Origin of the sequence: Parabacteroides sp. CAG:2, from assembly GCF_000436315.1 — a bacterium.
Taxonomy (GTDB): domain Bacteria; phylum Bacteroidota; class Bacteroidia; order Bacteroidales; family Tannerellaceae; genus Parabacteroides; species Parabacteroides distasonis.
In genome coordinates this window covers 1-18,583 of sequence record NZ_FR885250.1, presented here as the reverse complement: position 1 = coordinate 18,583, position 18,583 = coordinate 1, and the positions used below count along the sequence as shown (strand labels likewise).

At 48.2% G+C, this 18,583-nt stretch carries 15 protein-coding genes and 1 tRNA gene; 11 read left to right on the top strand and 5 right to left on the bottom strand.

Annotated features, from left to right (window positions below; translation table 11 throughout):
- Positions 1-3: 3 nt before the first annotated feature.
- The 3 genes from hypE to QVP94_RS00150 are packed head-to-tail and all read right to left on the bottom strand — an operon-like array spanning position 4 to position 2,360.
- A complete protein-coding gene (gene hypE / locus QVP94_RS00160; RefSeq protein ID WP_005855019.1) occupies positions 4-1,053 on the bottom strand; it encodes a hydrogenase expression/formation protein HypE in 1,050 nt (349 codons plus the stop codon).
- Between the two features lie 6 nt (positions 1,054-1,059).
- Positions 1,060-2,139 carry a hydrogenase formation protein HypD gene (hypD, locus tag QVP94_RS00155; RefSeq protein ID WP_005855021.1) on the bottom strand — a complete coding sequence of 360 codons (1,080 nt, stop codon included), beginning with the start codon at positions 2,137-2,139 and terminating at the stop codon, positions 1,060-1,062.
- A complete protein-coding gene (locus QVP94_RS00150; protein ID WP_005855023.1) occupies positions 2,127-2,360 on the bottom strand; it encodes a HypC/HybG/HupF family hydrogenase formation chaperone in 234 nt (77 codons plus the stop codon). Before QVP94_RS00150 ends, hypD begins: the two co-directional genes overlap by 13 nt.
- Before the next feature lie 159 nt (positions 2,361-2,519).
- Here QVP94_RS00150 and hypF point away from each other — a divergent pair, with 159 nt between their 5' ends.
- The 4 genes from hypF to QVP94_RS00130 all read left to right on the top strand — a co-directional run bounded on the left by hypF (position 2,520) and on the right by QVP94_RS00130 (position 8,084).
- Positions 2,520-4,802, top strand: a complete 2,283-nt coding sequence (gene hypF, locus QVP94_RS00145; protein WP_005855025.1) for a carbamoyltransferase HypF — start codon at positions 2,520-2,522, stop codon at positions 4,800-4,802.
- A gap of 12 nt (positions 4,803-4,814) precedes the next feature.
- Positions 4,815-5,162 (top strand): hydrogenase maturation nickel metallochaperone HypA, encoded by a 348-nt coding sequence (hypA, locus tag QVP94_RS00140; protein WP_005855027.1) that lies wholly within the window; start codon positions 4,815-4,817, stop codon positions 5,160-5,162.
- A 29-nt stretch (positions 5,163-5,191) separates the two neighbouring features.
- Positions 5,192-5,944 carry a hydrogenase nickel incorporation protein HypB gene (hypB, locus tag QVP94_RS00135; protein ID WP_011966598.1) on the top strand — a complete coding sequence of 251 codons (753 nt, stop codon included), beginning with the start codon at positions 5,192-5,194 and terminating at the stop codon, positions 5,942-5,944.
- A gap of 79 nt (positions 5,945-6,023) precedes the next feature.
- Positions 6,024-8,084 carry an acetate--CoA ligase family protein gene (locus QVP94_RS00130; protein ID WP_005855031.1) on the top strand — a complete coding sequence of 687 codons (2,061 nt, stop codon included), beginning with the start codon at positions 6,024-6,026 and terminating at the stop codon, positions 8,082-8,084.
- Between the two features lie 62 nt (positions 8,085-8,146).
- Here QVP94_RS00130 and QVP94_RS00125 read toward each other — a convergent pair whose 3' ends face one another.
- Entirely contained in the window at positions 8,147-8,764 is a 618-nt protein-coding gene (locus QVP94_RS00125; RefSeq protein ID WP_005855033.1) for a recombinase family protein, read from the bottom strand.
- Positions 8,765-8,903: 139 nt separating this feature from the next.
- Positions 8,904-8,990, bottom strand: a tRNA-Ser gene (locus QVP94_RS00120).
- A 139-nt stretch (positions 8,991-9,129) separates the two neighbouring features.
- On the opposite strand from QVP94_RS00120, the gene mltG reads away from it, so the two are divergent.
- The 7 genes from mltG to QVP94_RS00085 all read left to right on the top strand — a co-directional run bounded on the left by mltG (position 9,130) and on the right by QVP94_RS00085 (position 18,277).
- The gene (mltG, locus tag QVP94_RS00115; RefSeq protein ID WP_009018288.1) at positions 9,130-10,179 is read left to right on the top strand and encodes an endolytic transglycosylase MltG; all 1,050 of its coding nucleotides are present in this window, start codon (positions 9,130-9,132) and stop codon (positions 10,177-10,179) included.
- A gap of 104 nt (positions 10,180-10,283) precedes the next feature.
- On the top strand, positions 10,284-11,885 hold the full coding sequence (locus tag QVP94_RS00110) for a thiamine pyrophosphate-dependent enzyme (RefSeq protein WP_005855037.1): 1,602 nt from the start codon (positions 10,284-10,286) through the stop codon (positions 11,883-11,885).
- The gene (locus QVP94_RS00105; protein ID WP_005855039.1) at positions 11,882-12,463 is read left to right on the top strand and encodes an indolepyruvate oxidoreductase subunit beta; all 582 of its coding nucleotides are present in this window, start codon (positions 11,882-11,884) and stop codon (positions 12,461-12,463) included. The genes QVP94_RS00110 and QVP94_RS00105 overlap by 4 nt, the downstream gene beginning before the upstream one ends.
- A 213-nt stretch (positions 12,464-12,676) precedes the next feature.
- Entirely contained in the window at positions 12,677-13,186 is a 510-nt protein-coding gene (locus QVP94_RS00100) for a TlpA family protein disulfide reductase (protein ID WP_029257199.1), read from the top strand.
- 5 nt (positions 13,187-13,191) lie between these two features.
- Positions 13,192-13,980 carry a 4Fe-4S binding protein gene (locus tag QVP94_RS00095; RefSeq protein WP_022191708.1) on the top strand — a complete coding sequence of 263 codons (789 nt, stop codon included), beginning with the start codon at positions 13,192-13,194 and terminating at the stop codon, positions 13,978-13,980.
- Between the two features lie 121 nt (positions 13,981-14,101).
- Positions 14,102-16,528 carry an alpha-L-rhamnosidase-related protein gene (locus QVP94_RS00090; protein WP_022191707.1) on the top strand — a complete coding sequence of 809 codons (2,427 nt, stop codon included), beginning with the start codon at positions 14,102-14,104 and terminating at the stop codon, positions 16,526-16,528.
- Between the two features lie 18 nt (positions 16,529-16,546).
- Complete coding sequence (locus QVP94_RS00085; protein ID WP_022191706.1) at positions 16,547-18,277, top strand: bifunctional metallophosphatase/5'-nucleotidase; 1,731 nt, start codon at positions 16,547-16,549, stop codon at positions 18,275-18,277.
- The last annotated feature ends 306 nt before the right edge of the window (positions 18,278-18,583 follow it).

Below are 18,583 nucleotides of genomic sequence, written 5' to 3'. Positions count from 1 at the left end.
ATTCTAACAAATACGGGGGAGTTGTTCCCCGCTTAGCATATCGATGATCCGGTAGTTACCGTATAATGTCTTCATCTTGACCCGGGCTTGCTCTCCGCTTTGCTTGGTGATACGACCGATAACGGTCGCTTGCCTGCCCTCCTCGAAACCTCTCATAAGGGGTAACGCTTGTTCCGCACGGCTTTCCGGCAGGATCACAAGAACTAATCCTTCGTTCGCTATATAGAGCGGGTCTAATCCTAGCATCTCGGATGCGGCACGTACCGCTTCAGGAATAGGCAGGGCGTCTTCGTCCAGCAGGATATCCACACCAGCGTCTTGGGCGATCTCGTTGAGGGTTCCGCTTACGCCACCTCGGGTGGGATCACGTAAGACATGTACCTCTCCTATAGTATGTAACAGCTCAGAAATCATAATGTTTAGCGAAGCGGTATCACTTTTTAGATCCGTCTCGAATCCCAAGCTTTCCCGTGCGGAAAGGATCGTGATACCATGTAGACCAATCGGGCCGCTACAAATGACGACATCGCCGGGAGTGGCTTGGTCTGGGGCGATTCGTATGCCCGGAGGGACGATCCCGATCCCACTGGTGTTGATAAACAATTTATCGCACTTGCCCCGTTCCACCACTTTTGTGTCCCCGGCTACGATCTGTACGCCGGCACGCTCCGCCGCACGTTTCATGGATTGTACGATACGCTGAAGATCTGCTAGAGGCAAGCCCTCTTCCAGTATAAACCCGGCGGTCAGATACAAAGGACGGGCACCGCAACAAGCCAGATCGTTAACGGTCCCGTTGATCGCCAGATCACCGATATCTCCTCCGGGGAAAAAGATCGGGTCTACCACGAAGGAGTCGGTAGAGTAGGCCAGTCGCCCTTCTTCCATAAGAAACACGCATCCGTCATGATCCTGCTCCAATAATGGGTTCCGGAAAGCCGGATAAAATACTTGGCTGATCAGTTGGTGTGTCATGCGTCCTCCCCCTCCGTGCGCCAGTAGCACACGGTCTGAGTCGGTAAAAGGAATCGGGCAATTCAAGTGTATATCCATATCTTTCTATTTATATCTATAATAAGCGGCACAAACCCCTTCCGAGGAGACCATCGGGGCTCCCAGCGGATGGGTGGGATGGCAGGCCTTCCCGAAATGGGGACAGTCCGAGGGGTGTCTCAAACCTCTCATAATCAGTCCGGCGATACATTCGGATGCGATCTGGTTTTCTTCCGGACACAATTGAAATCTCATTCGGGAGGAATATCTTTTATATTCGGATCGAAGTTGAAGCCCGCTGGAGGGGATGATTCCGATGCCCCGCCAGTCTTGGTCGCAAGGTTCCAGCATCTCGTCCATAAGTTGGCGGGCGGCGGCATTCCCTTGTTCGGGGACGGCCCGTTTGTAAGCGTTCTCTACCTCATAACTTCCGGCTTCCAACTGGGAGACACAGCGGTAGATACCATATAATAGATCTACCGGCTCGAATCCGGTGACGACCATCGGGATTTTATATCGGGCGGTTAATCGGTGATAGGCCCTGTTGCCTGTGATGGCGCAGACATGTCCGGCTGTCAGGAAACCGTCTACTTTACTTTCTGGATCGGATAAGATAGCCTCGATAGCGGGTGGTACCGTGAATAGGGAAGTCAATATGGAAAAGTTCGGAAGTCCTCGGCGTATGGCCTCTTTCAAAGCCATGAGGTGAACAGGTGCGGTCGTCTCAAAACCAATTGCGAAGAATACGATTTCCTTATCCGGGTTCTCCTCGGCCAGTGATAGGGCATCCAAGGGCGTATATAGCATACGGATATCCGCTCCTCTCGCTTTTACGCTCAATAAATCCTCCTTACTTCCCGGAACTCGCATCATATCCCCGAAAGAGGCTAAGATCACATTCGGCTGTGTCGCCAACTTCAAGGCGTAGTCGATTGTCTCGACCGGTGTTACACAGACCGGGCAACCCGGCCCATGGAGCAGTTGAAGATCCGGCGGCAACATCTCTTCCAGCCGATAACGGGCGATAGCATGTGTTTGCCCGCCACAAATCTCCATGATATACCAAGGTCGTGTCACCTTTTTGCGGATGGCCTCCAGAAGAGTTTGTACCTTCTCGTTGCTTCTATATTCGTCTACGAAACGCACTTTTGTAATTCTTTAAGGTCTTTCAGTGTTTCCTCCGCTTCTTTCTCATCTACAACAGATATAGCGATCCCTGCGTGAGTGAGGATATAATCCCCCTGTTTCACATCCACCCATTCAATACATATATTCTTTAGGATGCCTCCGAAATCAACTTTAGCCATGGTCATTTCGGGGATGCTTCGATCGATTGAGATAATCTTTCCGGGTACCGCTAAACACATATCGTTTCAATTTATTTAGTAACCTCAAAGATACTTAATATGTTTAAGAGGGAAAGATAAAATTGATAAATATTATTTATAAGATGATAGGTAATATCTCTTTAGTAAATACGATAGTCGATTCGTGTCTGATTAGACATTTATTCTTATATTTGTGCTATGGCGAAGAATAAAGTATATGCGTTGATTATTCAAGGCTTGGTTCAAGGGGTTGGTTTTCGCCCTTTTATCTACCGGATCGCTAAAGATCTGGGGATGAAAGGTTGTGTGGAGAATATGAATAATGGAGTACGTATATTGGTTGCCGCTACTCCGGATGATCGGGATTTGCTGATAAGTCGTATACGGACCGAGCATCCTCGTGTCGCTTATATCCATCGGATCTCCTATACATCTACGGAAATGGATGAAGATGATTTTGACGATTTTACGATTACGCCCAGCCATTCAGAATCGGATGAGGTCACGCAGGTCTCCCCGGATATCGCTGTTTGTGCGGATTGTATGCGAGACCGGACTACGCAACCCCATCGAATCGGATATCCTTTTATTAATTGTACGCATTGTGGCCCTCGTTTCTCTATTATCCGGGACCTTCCTTACGACCGTTCGCAGACAACGATGGGCGGTTTCCTTATGTGTCCCGATTGTGAGAAAGAATATACGAATGTTATCGATCGCCGTTTCCATGCCCAACCGGTCGCTTGCAATCATTGTGGCCCGACTTATTACGCGACTTATAACGAGGAGACTTATATCGATTATGAGACCTTATTGAAACTTACCTCTCGTCTATTGCTTGGTGGAGAGGTTATTGCGGCTAAAGGAATCGGAGGCTATCATTTGATTTGTGATGCCTCGAACGAGAGAGCGGTTGCCCGTCTGCGAGAGATAAAGCAGCGGGATACCAAACCATTCGCTGTTATGTTCCGTGATCTGGAACATTTGCAAGTCTATACGGCAACGGAGCCGATGGAGGAGCGATGCCTCGTCTCTTGGCGCCGTCCGATCGTGCTGCTGAGGCAACGGAGCCGGTTAGCTTCCGGAATCAATCCGGGCATGCATACGCTAGGATGTATGTTGTCTTATATGCCGATTCATTACGATTGGTTTGCTCGTACAGGGATACCTGCGTTGGTAATGACCAGCGGGAATCTAAGCGATTTGCCGATAGCGATCACCCCAGAGGATGCGGAGGCGCAATTAGCGGGAAAGGTAGCGATCCTCTTGCATCATAATCGCCCGATCCATAACCGGGTAGATGATTCTGTGTTGCAGGTCTGCGGAGGACAACCCTGCTTGATCCGTCGTTCCCGAGGCTATGTGCCGGAACCCTTTTTCACGGATACAAATGTGGAAGGGATCATGGCTTTCGGTGCGGAGAAAGTGAACACGTTCGCTTTGGGAAAAGGAGAGACGATCCTGCAAAGTCAATATATTGGCGACTTAAAGAACTGGGAGACTTTCCGGTTCTATACGGAATCTATGGAGCGGTTTCGTCATTTGTTTCGTTTCAATCTCCAGCGATTGGTTTGTGATCTGCATCCGGATTATCTTTCCAGCCAAGAGGCGGAACGTATCTCGAAATCTCTTTCCTTACCTTTATTAAAGGTACAACATCATCATGCTCATGCCGCTGCTTGTATGTTGGAGCATGGATTGAATGAGCCGGTTCTCGCTATCGTGATGGATGGGACAGGTCTGGGTGATGATGGTAAGGTTTGGGGAGGCGAGTTCTTCTTTTGTGACCGAGCGAAATACCGTCGCCTTTCCCATTTTGAGTATGTCCCGTTACCGGGAGGCGACAAGGCGGCTGAGGAGCCATGGCGAATGGTTGTCGCCTATTTGTGGCATTATTTCAAGGACGAACCGTCGGGTATTCCTTATCCGGCCGATTTCGTGGAACGCATAGGCACGGAAAGGATCGCTATGCTTGAACGAATGATGGAGAAAGGTGTGAATACACCCTATACATCCAGCGCTGGCCGGCTGTTTGATGCGGTAGCTTCTTTATTGGGGATTTGCGATGTCTCCAGCCACCAAGCGGAGGCTCCGGTCTTATTGGAGCAGGCGGCGATGGGAGAGAGGAACGCTTATGCGTATCCAGTCTCGGCGGAGGGAGAGGAAATCTCTTTTTATTCTTTGTTTGAGGCATTATTGCATGATAAGACGAACGAGGTCCCGGTGAGCTTGATATCCGCCCGTTTCCATACGACATTGGCTTCCTTGTTTGTGCAGAAAGCCCGCTTGTTGATTAAACGGACGAAAGCGACACAAGTGGTTATCTCGGGAGGATGTTTCCAGAATAAATTATTGACGGAGTCGATGAGGAGACAGTTCATCATGGCTGGGGTCCCCGTCTATATTCCGTCTCGTATACCTTGTAACGATGGGGGGATAGCCGTGGGGCAATTAACGATCGCCTCGGTGACTCCCTTTTAAAAGAGATCAGATATGCATGAGTTGTCTATAGCCCGTAGCATCGTGGAGCTGGTCGAGGAACAAGCGGATAACCGGGGAGCCTCGGTGGTCGAAGAGTTGGAGTTAGAGATAGGACATTTGTCCGGCGTAGAGATCCAAACCTTAGAGTTCGCATTGGATAGCGCCATAAAAGGTAGCAAGCTGGAAAAGGCCCGGATTATCCGTCATTATATTGAGGGGGAAGGACAGTGTAGCGACTGTGAGACCATTTTCCCAATGAACGCCTTGTTTTCCCCTTGTCCCCATTGTGGCTCCTATTTAGTTAAAATCCTTAAAGGGAAGGAACTTCGGGTGAAGTCGATTGTTATTAAAAAGGAATGATATATTAATGAAATAAAAACTTAAATACTATGTGCGGAACTTGCGGATGCGGAGAGCATCATCACCATCACGATCATATGCATGAGCATTCTCATGGCCATGAACATCATCACCATCCTGATGAAGGGATCGTAATCAATCTGGAACAAGATATACTTCAACGTAACAACTTATTGGCGGAGCGAAACCGGGGATATTTCGAGGCTAAGAACCTGTTCTGCCTGAACTTGATGAGTTCGCCCGGATCCGGTAAGACAACCTTGCTGGAAGAGACGATCCGCCGTTTGAAAGCGAAGCGATCGATCTATGTGATAGAAGGCGATCAACAAACCTCAAACGATGCCGACCGTATAGCGGCGTTGGAGATTCCCGTGTTTCAGGTAAATACCGGTACCGGCTGTCATTTGGAAGCCGACATGGTCAATCATGCCGTTAAGCATCTGAATCCGAAGGAGGGAGCGATCCTTTTTATAGAGAATGTCGGCAATCTGGTCTGTCCGGCCATGTTCGATCTCGGAGAGTCCAAGAAAGTCGTTATCGTGAGTACGACGGAGGGAGATGATAAACCGTTGAAATACCCACATATCTTTCAGGAGGCAGATATCTGCGTAATCAACAAGATTGATCTGGCTCCTTATCTGAATACAAAAGTGGAAGTGCTTCGGGAAAACGCCTTGAAGGTAAATCACCGTCTCCAGATATTCGAGGTATCCGCCACGAAAGGAGACGGGATGGATGCATGGTGTGACTGGTTGCAGACAGAGAGTGCAAAGTGTAAATAAATACCCCGGGTTTTAATGAATAAATGGAGAAAAAAACTATATTTGCTCCCATTCATTGAATCTAACTAATCAAAATGTTATGATTAACCGAGAATTGATTAATCCTCAAAGCATCGTAGTGGTGGGAGGTTCCAACAACGTACATAAACCGGGCGGTCGTATCGTGCGAAACCTGTTGGATGGAAAATATAAAGGAGAATTATGTGTGGTAAACGCCAAGGAGACAGACGTGCAAGGCGTCAAGTCTTATCCTTCTGTACATGATATCCCGGAGACGGAGTTGGCGATCATCTCGATTCCGAGTAAATCGTGCCCCGAGGTGATGGAAGTGCTGGCCCGGCAAAAGGGGGTAAAAGCTTTTATCGTGATCTCAGCCGGTTTCGGCGAGGAGACACACGAAGGCGGTATCTTGGAACAACAGATGCTGGATGTCGTGAATGAGGCGGGAGCTTCCTTGATCGGCCCGAACTGTATCGGGTTGATGAATATGAATTATCATGGCGTGTTTACGCAACCGATACCGGAATTCCATCCCGATGGCGTGGATTTCATCTCTAGCTCCGGCGGTACGGCCTTGTTCATTATCGAGTCGGCGCTGACAAAAGGGCTGCGTTTCTCTTCTGTTTGGTCGGTTGGAAACTCCAAGCAGAATGGAGTAGAGGATATCCTTGAATATATGGATCGGAACTTTGATCCGGTATTGGATTCCAAGATCAAGATGTTGTATATCGAGCAAATCAAGCAACCGGATAAATTGTTGTATCATGCGTCTTCCTTGATACGTAAGGGATGCAAGATCGCCGCTATCAAGGCGGGAAGTACGGAGTCGGGAAAGCGAGCTGCCTCTTCGCATACGGGCGCTATCGCTAGTTCGGACTCTGCCGTGGAGGCTTTGTTCCGTAAGGCGGGTATCGTGCGTTGTTTTAGCCGTGAGGAATTGACTACCGTGGCGAGTATCTTTACCTTGAAAGACGTGAAAGGGAAGAATTGTGCGATCGTGACACATGCCGGAGGGCCTGCGGTAATGCTGGCGGACGCCTTATCCAAGGGGCGTTTGAATGTCCCTAGTTTGGAAGGCCCTATCGCTGATGAGTTGAAATCCAAACTGTATCCGGGTGCCGCTGTCGGTAATCCGATTGATATTATCGGTACGGGGACACCGGAACATCTGGCTACAGCCATCGATTTCTGTGAGAATCGTTTCGATAATGTGGATTTGATGATGGTCATCTTCGGTAGTCCCGGTTTGGTAAAACTTTATGATACCTACGAGGTACTTCATAAAAAGATGGAAGAGTGCAAGAAGCCGATCTTCCCGATATTACCGTCTATCGTAACGGCCGGACCGGAGGTGAAGAGCTTTGTCAAGAAAGGCCATGTGAACTTCTCGGACGAGGTGACATTGGGTACTGCCCTTTCACGGGTGATCAATACGCCGAAACCGATGAGCACGGATATCCAGCTATATGGCGTGGATGTACCGGAAGTTCGTCGTATCATAGATCGGTTGCCGGGTAGCGGTTATTTAAATCCGGAGGAAGTGCGTACATTGTTGCGTGCCGCTAATATCCCGTTAGTGGAGGAATATGCTTCGGATGATAGGGATGCGTTGCTGGCTTTTGCCAAGAAGGTGAAATATCCGGTGGTAGCCAAGGTTGTAGGGCCTGTGCATAAGAGCGATATCGGTGGTGTGGCCTTGAATATCCGTGGAGAAGAGCATTTATTGTTCGAGTATGAACGTATGATGCGTCTGCCGGGTGTTACGGGCATCATGGTACAACCGATGTTGAAAGGACAGGAATTATTCTTGGGAGCTAAATATGAGGATCGTTTCGGCCATGTGGTACTTTGCGGGTTGGGTGGAATCTTCGTGGAGGTATTGAAAGATGTGTCTTATGGTTTGGCTCCGTTGTCATACGATGAGACTTATTCAATGATTCGTTCTTTGAGAGGGTATCCGATCATTAAAGGTACACGTGGGCAAAAGGGTATCGACGAGCAACAATATGCGGACATTATCGTTCGCCTCTCTACCTTATTGCGTTTTGCCAGCGAGATAAAGGAAATGGATATAAATCCGTTGGTGGCTACGGATAGAGGCTTGTTCGCTGTAGACGCCCGTATCCGTATAGAGAAATAAAAAAACAAGCTCCTTTCACTACTGAATGCTAATATACTTAGCAGAGGTGAAAGGAGCTTTTCTTATTTTTTAGTCTTCTTCTTTTTCTTATCGGGAAGATACTCTTTCAGAAAGCGTTTGAAGCTACTTAACGATACATTGTATTTCTCCGCTATCTGAGCGTAAGTCAAGCTCGGGTCTTTCAAGTCTTTCTCGATTTGTTCCTTATAAGGCTCCAAGCGTCCCATTTGTTGACTACCTTTCGGACGGCCCAGCACCACACCTTTACTTCTGATCAAGGCAAGGGCTTCCTTCGTACGGATAGAGACCAGCTTTCGCTCGATCTCAGAGACCAGACCGAAGGTAAAGGCCAAAGTCTTACTGTCGATATTATCCTCGAACACATATCCGTCGCTTACGCTACGGAGCGTTACCTTTCGCTCTATACAAAGCAAAATGATATGGATGATCTCGATCATCTTACGGCTCACACGGGATATATCGGACACAAGTATCTCATCCCCGGGACTTAAAGATTTGACAATACTTTCCAGTCTGCGGTTCGCACGAGGACTATTTCCCACCTCTTTAGCCCACTTCCCGATCTCTATCTTCTGAGATTCTGCAAATTCCCGGATCACAGCTTCTTGGACCTCGGAGTTTTGCTTATTGTTATATGTTCGGATAAAAGCAATTGTCATAATGTATATATTTAATTATCTCCTTTTAATAACAGATCGACTTACGATAAGTTCAAATATGACAAATATATGAAACACTTTAATTCGGTTGGCTTAAAAACAAAAAAACCAACTAATAAATTTATTAGTTGGCTCTTTGCGGAAGCGGGGGGATTCGAACCCCCGGTACCCTAACGAGTACGTCAGTTTAGCAAACTGGTGGTTTCAGCCACTCACCCACACTTCCTTGTGTGTTCTGTGCTTCTTCCTTAGAATTGCGATGCAAAGGTAGAACTATAATTTTAAATAAACAAGGCTTTGCACATCATTTTTTTCGAAAAAAGATACTACTTTTGTGCCTTATTCTGATATTCAATAGATTATTCATGGATTTGAACAAACAAATTTTATCGAGGCGTCCGATAATTATCGCCTTGATAGCGATTCTCGTTGTTTTGATAGGCGGTGGAGGCTTTTGGGTGTACCGTTTGGCTTGGGCTCCGAATTTTAAGCCGGATAAGACGGTCTATGTCTATATAGATGATAAAAAGGATTTTGATGATCTTTGCCGGCAGTTGAGTGATTCGGCGAACTGTCTCCGTATCGGTAGCTTTAAGCAATTGAGTGGATTGTTGAAGTATCCTGCGTCCATGCGTACCGGTCGATACGCCGTGAAACCCGGCATGAGTAATTTAACCTTATTGAATGACTTGCGGAGAGGACATCAAGTAGCGACCCGGGTTACTTTTAATAATATCCGTTTCAAGGAAGATTTGGCGGAACGTATAAGTGATCAATTGATGTTCGGGAAGGAAAATCTCCTGCGTCTATTGAATGATTCCGTGTATTGCGACTCTTTAGGTTTTACCCCGGAAACGATCCATGCCCTTTTCATTCCTAATACCTATGAGATTTATTGGAATATATCCGCGGATAAATTTATACGTCGCATGAAGCGTGAATATGACGCTTTCTGGACACCGGAACGATTGAAAAAGGCAGAGGAGATCGGGCTTACTCCAGTTGAGGTATCTATCTTGGCTTCTATCGTAGAAGAGGAGACGGCGGCATCGGACGAATATCCAATCGTGGCGGGTCTTTATATCAACCGCCTTCGTGCCGGTATTCCTTTACAGGCGGACCCTACCGTAAAGTTTGCGGTGGGGGATTTTTCTTTGCAACGTATCTTATTTGAGCATTTGGAAATAGATTCTCCCTATAATACCTATAAATATGCGGGCCTACCTCCCGGTCCTCTACGGATTCCTACTATCAAGGGCTTGAATAGCGTATTGAATCATACGAAACATAAATACTTATACATGTGCGCTAAGGAGGATTTCTCGGGACGGCATAATTTCGCCGTGACGTTGGCGGAGCATAACCGCAATGCCAACCGGTATCGGGCGGAGTTGAATAGGCGCCGGATACGGTAATGGATCTAGTATAAATCATAAGTCTCTCATTCTAAATTGAACATTTTTCATTACCTTTGGCAGCTAAATAGTGTGAATAGTCAATATTAAGAAAACAGATACACATGGAAAAACATTTATTTTTGGGGGACGAGGCCATAGCGCAAGCCGCTATAGACGCTGGAATCTCCGGGGTGTACGCATACCCGGGAACCCCTTCTACTGAAATCACAGAATATATCCAAGGTTCTCCGGTAACGAAGGAAAGAGGTATCCATTGTCGCTGGAGCACAAATGAGAAAACCGCCATGGAAGCCGCTTTGGGTATGTGCTATGCCGGTAAACGTGCGCTTTGCTGCATGAAGCACGTGGGTTTGAATGTAGCCGCCGATTGCTTTATGAACGCCGCTATGAGCGGTATCAACGGAGGTATGATCATCCTTACGGCCGACGACCCATCCATGCACTCTTCCCAGAATGAGCAAGACAACCGTGTTTATGGCAATTTCGCCATGATCCCGATGTTTGAGCCATCCAGCCAGCAAGAGGCTTATGATATGGTATATCATGGATTCGAGTTATCCGAGAAATTAGGGTATCCTATCTTGCTGCGTGTAACGACCCGTATGGCGCATTCTCGTGCCGGTGTCGTAACCAGCCCGTTGAAGCCGGAGAACCGGATGAATTGTCCGGAAGACGGTCGTCAACGTTTTATCTTACTCCCGGCATTGGCCCGTAAACGTTTCAAGAGTTTGCTGGCGTCTCAAGAGGCTTTCACGGAAGCTTCCGAGAATTCCGCATATAATAAGTATTTCGATGCCCCGAATAAAGACTTGGGTATCATCACGACGGGTATCGCTTTCAATTATCTTTCCGAGAATTATCCGGACGGTTTCGAGCATCCCGTATTGAAGATCTCCCAGTATCCGCTTCCGAGAAAGCAAGTGGAGAAGATCGTTGGCGAGTGTAAGGAGATCTTGGTGTTGGAAGAGGGATATCCGGTCGTTGAAGAGCAATTAAAAGGTTTCTTGGCGAAAGGCGTGACGGTTCATGGCCGTCTGGACGGTACGCTTCAGCGTGACGGCGAGCTTACGCCAGACGCGGTAGGCAAAGCCTTGGGTAAGGAGATCCAGAGCTATTATGCGATCCCCGAGGTGGTTGAGCAACGTCCGCCCGCATTGTGCCAAGGTTGTGGACACCGGGATATGTATGAGGCCTTGAACGAGGTGATCGCCGAGTATAACGGTACGGCTAAGGTGTTTGGCGATATCGGCTGTTATACCTTGGGAGCTTTGCCTCCTTTCCGTGCGATCGATTCTTGTATCGATATGGGGGCCTCTATCACGATGGCGAAGGGTGCTTCCGACGCGGGTGTATTCCCGGCTATCTCCGTGATTGGCGATTCTACGTTTACCCATTCCGGTATGACTGGTTTGCTGGATTGCGTGAACGAGAACACGAATATCACCATCGTTATCTCCGATAATGAGACAACGGCCATGACCGGAGGGCAGGATTCCGCCGGAACGGGACGTCTGGAATCTATCTGCGCCGGTATCGGTGTGGACCCGGCTCACATCCGTGTGATGGTTCCTTTAAAAAAGAACTTCGAGGAGATGAAGTCTATCATCCGTGAGGAAATCGAGTACAAGGGCGTATCCGTATTGATCCCTCGCCGTGAGTGTATCCAGACATTAACCAGAAAGAAAAAAGCAAGCAAGAAATGAAAACAGATATTATACTATCAGGCGTAGGAGGACAGGGTATCCTTTCTATCGCCGCCGTTATTGGAGAAGCTGCCTTAAAAGAAGGTCTGTATATGAAGCAAGCGGAAGTACACGGTATGAGTCAACGGGGGGGAGACGTGCAGTCTAACCTGCGTCTTTCCGACGAGCCGATCGCCTCGGACTTGATCCCGAAGGGCCACGCCGATTTGATCATCTCTTTGGAACCGATGGAGAGCTTGCGTTATCTGCCTTACCTGAAGAAAGAGGGTTGGCTGGTGACGAACTCCCGTCCGTTCGTGAACATCCCGAACTATCCGGAGATCGAGAAAGTGAACGCCGAGTTGGACAGGCTCCCTCACAAGGTCGTATTGGACGTGGAGGAGATCGCCAAGGAAGCGGGTTCTGTCCGTGCCGCCAATATCGTGATGTTGGGTGCAGCTGCCCCATTTATCGGGATCGAGTATGATAAGATCGAGGCGGGAATCCGTCAGATATTCGGTCGTAAGGGCGAGGATATAGTTAATATGAACCTAAAGGCGTTGAAAGCCGGTTATGACTTAGCGCAAAGTCTGCGGTAAATCTTTCTCCGGGTTTGCATGATATCAGCGTACGTGACATCTCCGGGTTTCACGTACGTTTTTTTTAACATCTAACCCCCTAGAACTTTTAGAAGAGCTGTCGAGGGGTAGGTACGGCACCGTAGAACTTTCGTAAGCCTTAGAATTATGCGGTTTGATGAGAATTTTAATGTATCTTTGTCGCTGAATCCTAAACGAGAAATGATTAAGGTTATGAAGAAGTATTTATTGGTTAGTTTACTAGCGTTATTGGCTTTCGTAGGCAAAGCTCAGGAGGATAATTCCGATATCGTGAAGGTCGGTGATACTATGCCGTCATTTACGATTGTTTCCGACAACGGGAGTAAGTTGCAGTCCGCTTCGTTGAAGGGAAAAGTGATCCTCGTGAATTTTTTCGCCACTTGGTGTCCTCCTTGCCAAAAAGAATTGGCCGCTGTCCAACAAACCCTCTGGCCGAAATACAAGAACAACAAGGACTTCGTTCTCTTGGTGATCGGGCGTGAGCATTCCGATGCCGATCTACAGAAATATAACGAGAAAAAAGGCTTCGATTTTCCATTGTATCCCGATAAGGACCGGGCTATTTTCGGCGCTTTCGCCAAGAACTTGATCCCTCGTGGCTATTTGGTCGGAAAAGACGGGAAGATCATTTATACGAGCAAAGGCTATACCGATGAGGAATTTGCTGAGTTAATGACTAAAATAGAGGGTGCGTTAAAATAAGAATCATGAAATATAGTAACATACATTTAATTTATTTTTCTCCGACACACACGTCCGCCAAGATCGCTTATGCGATAGCGGAAGGAATGGGTGCCACTTCGATGTCCGAGTCTGATGTCACTTGTGAGAGCCTGGATATGGAAGAGTATATTGATGATGAGCTGACGATTATAGCCGCTCCCGTATACGGAGGCCGTGTGGCGGAGACGGCCATGGAACGTTTCCGGATGTTCCGTTCCGCCCACCATGCGCCGGTGGTCCCCGTGGTACTGTACGGGAACCGGGATTATGAGGATGCCTTGAAGGAGCTTTGCGACCTAGTGTCCGAGCAGGGCTTCGTGCCCGTGGCTGCCGGAGCCTTTATCGGCGAGCATTCCTTCAGCCGCAAGGGGATGCCCATTGCCGAGGGGCGCCCGGACGAGTCGGATCTTAATCAGGCTACGGAATTCGGGAAGAAGATCATCAAGGAGCTGGAGAAGGTCTCCTGCGTGGAATGCTTGTCCGCCTTGGAGGTGAAGGGCAATTTCCCGTATCGGGCGAAAGGCCCTTCCACGCCGCAGGCTCCGGTCACGGATAACGATTTATGTACGCAATGTGAGTATTGCGTGGATGTGTGTCCTACGCACGCGATATCCTTGGTGGACGAGGGGATGTATAGCGACCCGAACCTGTGCATCAAGTGCTGCGCCTGCGTGAAGGAGTGTCCCGAGGGCGCACGTACCTTCGATACTCCTTACACGGCGATGCTCCATAAGAACTTTAGCGCGCGCCGGGAGCCGGAGGTGTTCTTCTAAAGGAAGGCCGGGCATCCGGTATATGGTGAGGGAAAGCGTCAAAAGGCAAAAGTTCTTTTGGCGCTTTCTCTTTTTTTGTACCTTTGTTCGGATCGTTAATCTCAAATAATACCGTGTTTGTATGAAAACCTATTTATTCCTTTTGCTTTTTGTGTTTCAAGCCTTCTCCCTTTCCTCCCAGATTAGCTTGGGAGGGTATAATCAGGAGAAGATCGATCCTTCTCTTTTCGAGGGACGTTGGAAAGCCCGTTGGATCTCCTACCCGGGTGAGGCCCCGAATGTATATGGGGTCTATCATTTTCGTAAATCGTTCGATCTGGAGGTGGTTCCTTCCCGGTTTATCGTCCATGTTTCCGCCGATAACCGTTATAAATTATATGTAAACGGGAAATTGGTATCCTTGGGCCCGGCCCGTGGGGATATCTATAACTGGAGTTTCGAGACGGTGGATCTGGCTCCTTATCTGAGGAAAGGGAAGAATACGCTGGCCTCCGTTGTCTGGAATTATGCCGAGCGGAAACCTGTCGCCCAGATCAGTTACGGACAGACCGGCTTTATCCTGCAAGGCAATACGGGGCATGAGGCGGTGGTAAATACGGATACCACTTGGGTCTGCCTGCGTAATAAGGCGTATGCTCCTTGGACCGAATGGCAGGTATTGGGGTATTACGTGGCTGGCCCGGGCGAGGAACTGGAAGCCTCCGCTTATCCTTGGGGCTGGGAACAACCGGATTACGACGACAGGAAATGGGAGAAGGTCGTACGGGGCATGGAGGGTGCCACGAAAGGATCGAGAGATTACCCGGGACGGTTGCTGGTTCCTAGCCCGATCCCTCCGATGGATAGCCGGATCGAGCGTCTGGCCAAGCTCCGCCGGTCGGAAGGGATCGAATGCCCGCAAGGATTTCCTTACTGGCCAAAAGCTTTGACGATCCCGGCGAATACGGAGGTACGCCTGCTTCTGGATAATGATTACCTGACGACGGGTTATTTCTCCTTGGCCTTCAGCAAAGGAAAGGAGGCCGAGATCCATATCGGTTATTCGGAAGCCCTCTATAAGCAAGAAGAGGAATCGACCACTAAATCGTATGCGTTGAATGGCAAGGGACATCGGGACGAGCTGGCGGATAAGCGGTTTATCGGGTACGGGGATAAGATACTGGCTGATGGGGGAGATAATCGTCTCTTCACGTCCCTGTGGTGGCGTACATGGAGATATGTGGAGTTGAAAGTGAAGACGGCTTCCGAGCCTTTGGTGATCGAGGATATGTATGGGACTTTCTCCGCCTATCCTTTCCGTAACGAGACCACTTTCTCCGCTCCGGGACATGAGGAGCTGGGCCGTATGCTCGAGATAGGATGGCGTACCGCCCGTCTGTGCGCCAATGAGACGTATATGGACTGCCCGTATTACGAGCAACTGCAATATTTCGGGGATACACGCATACAGGCAATGATTTCCATGTATAATACATCAGACCTTTATATGGTGAAGAATGCCCTGGAGCAAGGACGGCAGTCCATGGTGGCGGAAGGGATTACGATGAGCCGATATCCGTCTAGCGTGCATCAGTTCATATCCTCGTTCTCTCTCTGGTGGATCTGCATGGGGCACGATTATTGGATGTACCGTGGGGATGAGGCATACATGAAGACCTTGCTTCCCGCTTACCGTCAGGTTTTGTCGTGGTACGAGCAATGGTTGAAGCCGGATTATAGTTTGTCCTACGTTCCTCATTGGTTCTTCGTGGATTGGGCGGCCGGTTTTGATTATGGCGAGCCGATACGGGAGAAAGAGGGAAACTCGGCGCTCCAAGATTTGATGTATATAATGACCTTGGAGTTTGCGGCGGAGATGGAACAAGCGATCGGCCTCCCTGCCATGGCGGATCATTACCGGAAGATCGCTACCGAGATGCGTAAGACGATCCGCCCGAAATATTGGGACGCTGCCCGTAATCTATTCGCCGATACGCAGGATCATCGCAGCTATTCCCAGCATGTGAACGCCTTGGCGATCTTGACTGGGGTTACGAAAGGGGAGGAGGCCGTAAAGGTGATGAACCAAACCTTGGCGGATACGAGCTTGATCCAGTGTACGATCTATTTCCGTTATTACTTGAATCAAGCGTTGAAAGTTTCCGGTTTAGGGGATCAGTTCTTGGATAACTTACAAATATGGCGGGATCAGATGGCGTTGGGATTGACCACATGGGCAGAGATGCCGGAGCCATCCCGTTCTGATTGCCATGCTTGGGGAGCCAGTCCGAATATCGAGTTTTACCGGATCTTGTTGGGGATAGATAGCGATGCTCCCGGATTTAGGAAGATACGGATCGCTCCGTCTTTGGGAAAACTGAAGGAGGTTTCCGGTACGATCCCACATCCGCTTGGAAGCGTGACCGCCGCTTATAAATTGGATGAGAGAGGTGAGGGAACCGCCCGTCTGGTCTTGCCGGAAGGTACTACGGGTATATTTATCTGGAATGGAAAAGAAATCCCGTTGAAACCGGGCGAACAGGTTATTTCGTTATCTTCGCGTCATTAATCTATCTAAAATCCTGATATGAGACGAGTTTATTCAATTGCCTTATTGCTGCTGGTCGCTCTCGGTCTGTCGGCGACAACGAAGGAAGTAAAGTTGAAATTAGTGGAAACCAGTGATATCCATGGAAACTTCTTCCCGTATAATTTTATCGAGCAGCGGGAGTGGGGAGGAAGTCTGGCACGGGTATATTCGTTCGTGCAAGAAGAACGCCGGGCGTATGGCGATAACCTTTTGCTATTGGATAATGGCGATATCTTGCAAGGACAACCTTCGGCGTATTATTACAATTTCATGGATACGGTCTCTACGCATATAGCTTCCGCCATGATGAATTATATGGGGTACAATGCGGGAAATATGGGTAACCATGATGTAGAGGCTGGCCATGCCGTTTTCGATCGTTGGATCAAACAATGTGATTTCCCTATCTTGGGTGCCAATATTATCCGTACCTCCGACCGGGAGAACTATTTAAAGCCTTATGAGGTATTTGAGCGTGATGGTGTGAAGATCGTTGTACTGGGGATGATTACTCCGGCCATTCCTGTATGGTTGCCGGAGACTCTGTGGCAAGGTCTTTATTTCGCCGATATGGAAGAGACGGCCCGTAAATGGATGAAGATCATTCAGGAGAAGGAGAAACCGGATGTTGTGGTAGGTATCTTTCATGCGGGAAATGAGGCTCGTACCATGTCCGGCCAGTACCGTGAGGATGCGTCGATGGAGGTTGCCCAGCGCATTCCGGGCTTCGATGTGGTGATGATGGGGCATGATCATCGCCGGTATTGTGGTAAGGTGGCGAATATCGAGGGAGATTCCGTGTTATTGATAAATCCGGCAAGTAATGGGCGTGTAGTCGGTTCCGTTGATGTCGTGTTAAAGATGGAGCATGGAAAGGTTTTGGACAAACAAGTATCGGGTGTTTTGACGGATGTGGATAAGTTGGAGCCTAGCAAGGAGTTTATGGAGAAATTCGCTCCGCAATACAAAGCGGTGAATGATTTTGTCTCCGAGAAGGTGGGAACTTTTACGGAGAGTATCGCGACCCGTCCCGCTTACTTTGGGCCATCCGCTTTTATTGATTTTATTCACTCTTTACAATTGGAGTTGACTGGTGCGGACGTCTCTTTTGCCGCCCCGTTATCCTTTGACGCAAAAATAGATAAAGGGGATATCACGATCAGCGATATGTTCAGTCTTTACAAATATGAGAATATGCTTTATACGATGAATTTGACGGGAGCCGAGATCAAAGGTTTCTTGGAGGAATCATACGCTATGTGGACCAACCGGATGAAATCTCCGGACGATCATGTCTTATTATTGAAAGAGAGAAAGAAAGGACAGGAGAATTATGTCTCATTCGTCAACTTCAGTTTTAACTTTGACTCCGCAGCTGGTATCATTTACACCGTGGACGTAACGAAACCAGAGGGTGAGAAGATTACGATCTTGAAAATGGCGGATAACAGGCCTTTCGACGAGAATAAAACGTATAAAGTAGCTCTCAACTCTTACCGAGGTAATGGAGGAGGTGAGTTATTGACGAAAGGGGCCGGTATTCCCCAAGACGAGTTAAAGAGTCGTATCATTCATTCGACCGATAAAGACCTCCGTTATTATATGATTCAATATATAAAGGAAAAGGGCGTACTTAGCCCACAACCTTTAAACCAATGGCAAATGATCCCGCAGGATTGGACGAGACCGGCGGCCGAACGGGATTGTAAGTTTCTTTTCGGGGAATGAGTTTCCGTCCTTGAAGTGTCTGGTTTGCGATAGTATCTCAATGGGAAACGGTGGTAAAGTCAATGGAATAGAGATGGTTTCTCAATGACTTTACGGCCGTGTCCCATTGACTTTTTTGTATCCCGTATTAGGGATGTTGCTGATAGGTTAGGGCGCAAGGGGCGCATCTTTACGTATGTTTCTAAAACTTTTTCTGTAAATAACGTTTATACCCCTCTTGTCTGTAGAGTGATGTAAATATTATTTTTCTAAAAATGTTTCTTTGAAAGCGTAAAGATGCGCCTTTTGCGCCCTAGGATTTTTACC

Coding starts and splice junctions, on each gene's coding strand:
- hypE (WP_005855019.1), bottom strand. CDS start 1,053: ATGGATATACACTTGAATTGCCCGATTCCTTTTACCGACTCAGACCGT.
- QVP94_RS00150 (WP_005855023.1), bottom strand. CDS start 2,360: ATGTGTTTAGCGGTACCCGGAAAGATTATCTCAATCGATCGAAGCATC.
- hypF (WP_005855025.1), top strand. CDS start 2,520: ATGGCGAAGAATAAAGTATATGCGTTGATTATTCAAGGCTTGGTTCAA.
- hypA (WP_005855027.1), top strand. CDS start 4,815: ATGCATGAGTTGTCTATAGCCCGTAGCATCGTGGAGCTGGTCGAGGAA.
- hypB (WP_011966598.1), top strand. CDS start 5,192: ATGTGCGGAACTTGCGGATGCGGAGAGCATCATCACCATCACGATCAT.
- QVP94_RS00130 (WP_005855031.1), top strand. CDS start 6,024: ATGATTAACCGAGAATTGATTAATCCTCAAAGCATCGTAGTGGTGGGA.
- QVP94_RS00125 (WP_005855033.1), bottom strand. CDS start 8,764: ATGACAATTGCTTTTATCCGAACATATAACAATAAGCAAAACTCCGAG.
- mltG (WP_009018288.1), top strand. CDS start 9,130: ATGGATTTGAACAAACAAATTTTATCGAGGCGTCCGATAATTATCGCC.
- QVP94_RS00110 (WP_005855037.1), top strand. CDS start 10,284: ATGGAAAAACATTTATTTTTGGGGGACGAGGCCATAGCGCAAGCCGCT.
- QVP94_RS00105 (WP_005855039.1), top strand. CDS start 11,882: ATGAAAACAGATATTATACTATCAGGCGTAGGAGGACAGGGTATCCTT.
- QVP94_RS00100 (WP_029257199.1), top strand. CDS start 12,677: ATGAAGAAGTATTTATTGGTTAGTTTACTAGCGTTATTGGCTTTCGTA.
- QVP94_RS00095 (WP_022191708.1), top strand. CDS start 13,192: ATGAAATATAGTAACATACATTTAATTTATTTTTCTCCGACACACACG.
- QVP94_RS00090 (WP_022191707.1), top strand. CDS start 14,102: ATGAAAACCTATTTATTCCTTTTGCTTTTTGTGTTTCAAGCCTTCTCC.
- QVP94_RS00085 (WP_022191706.1), top strand. CDS start 16,547: ATGAGACGAGTTTATTCAATTGCCTTATTGCTGCTGGTCGCTCTCGGT.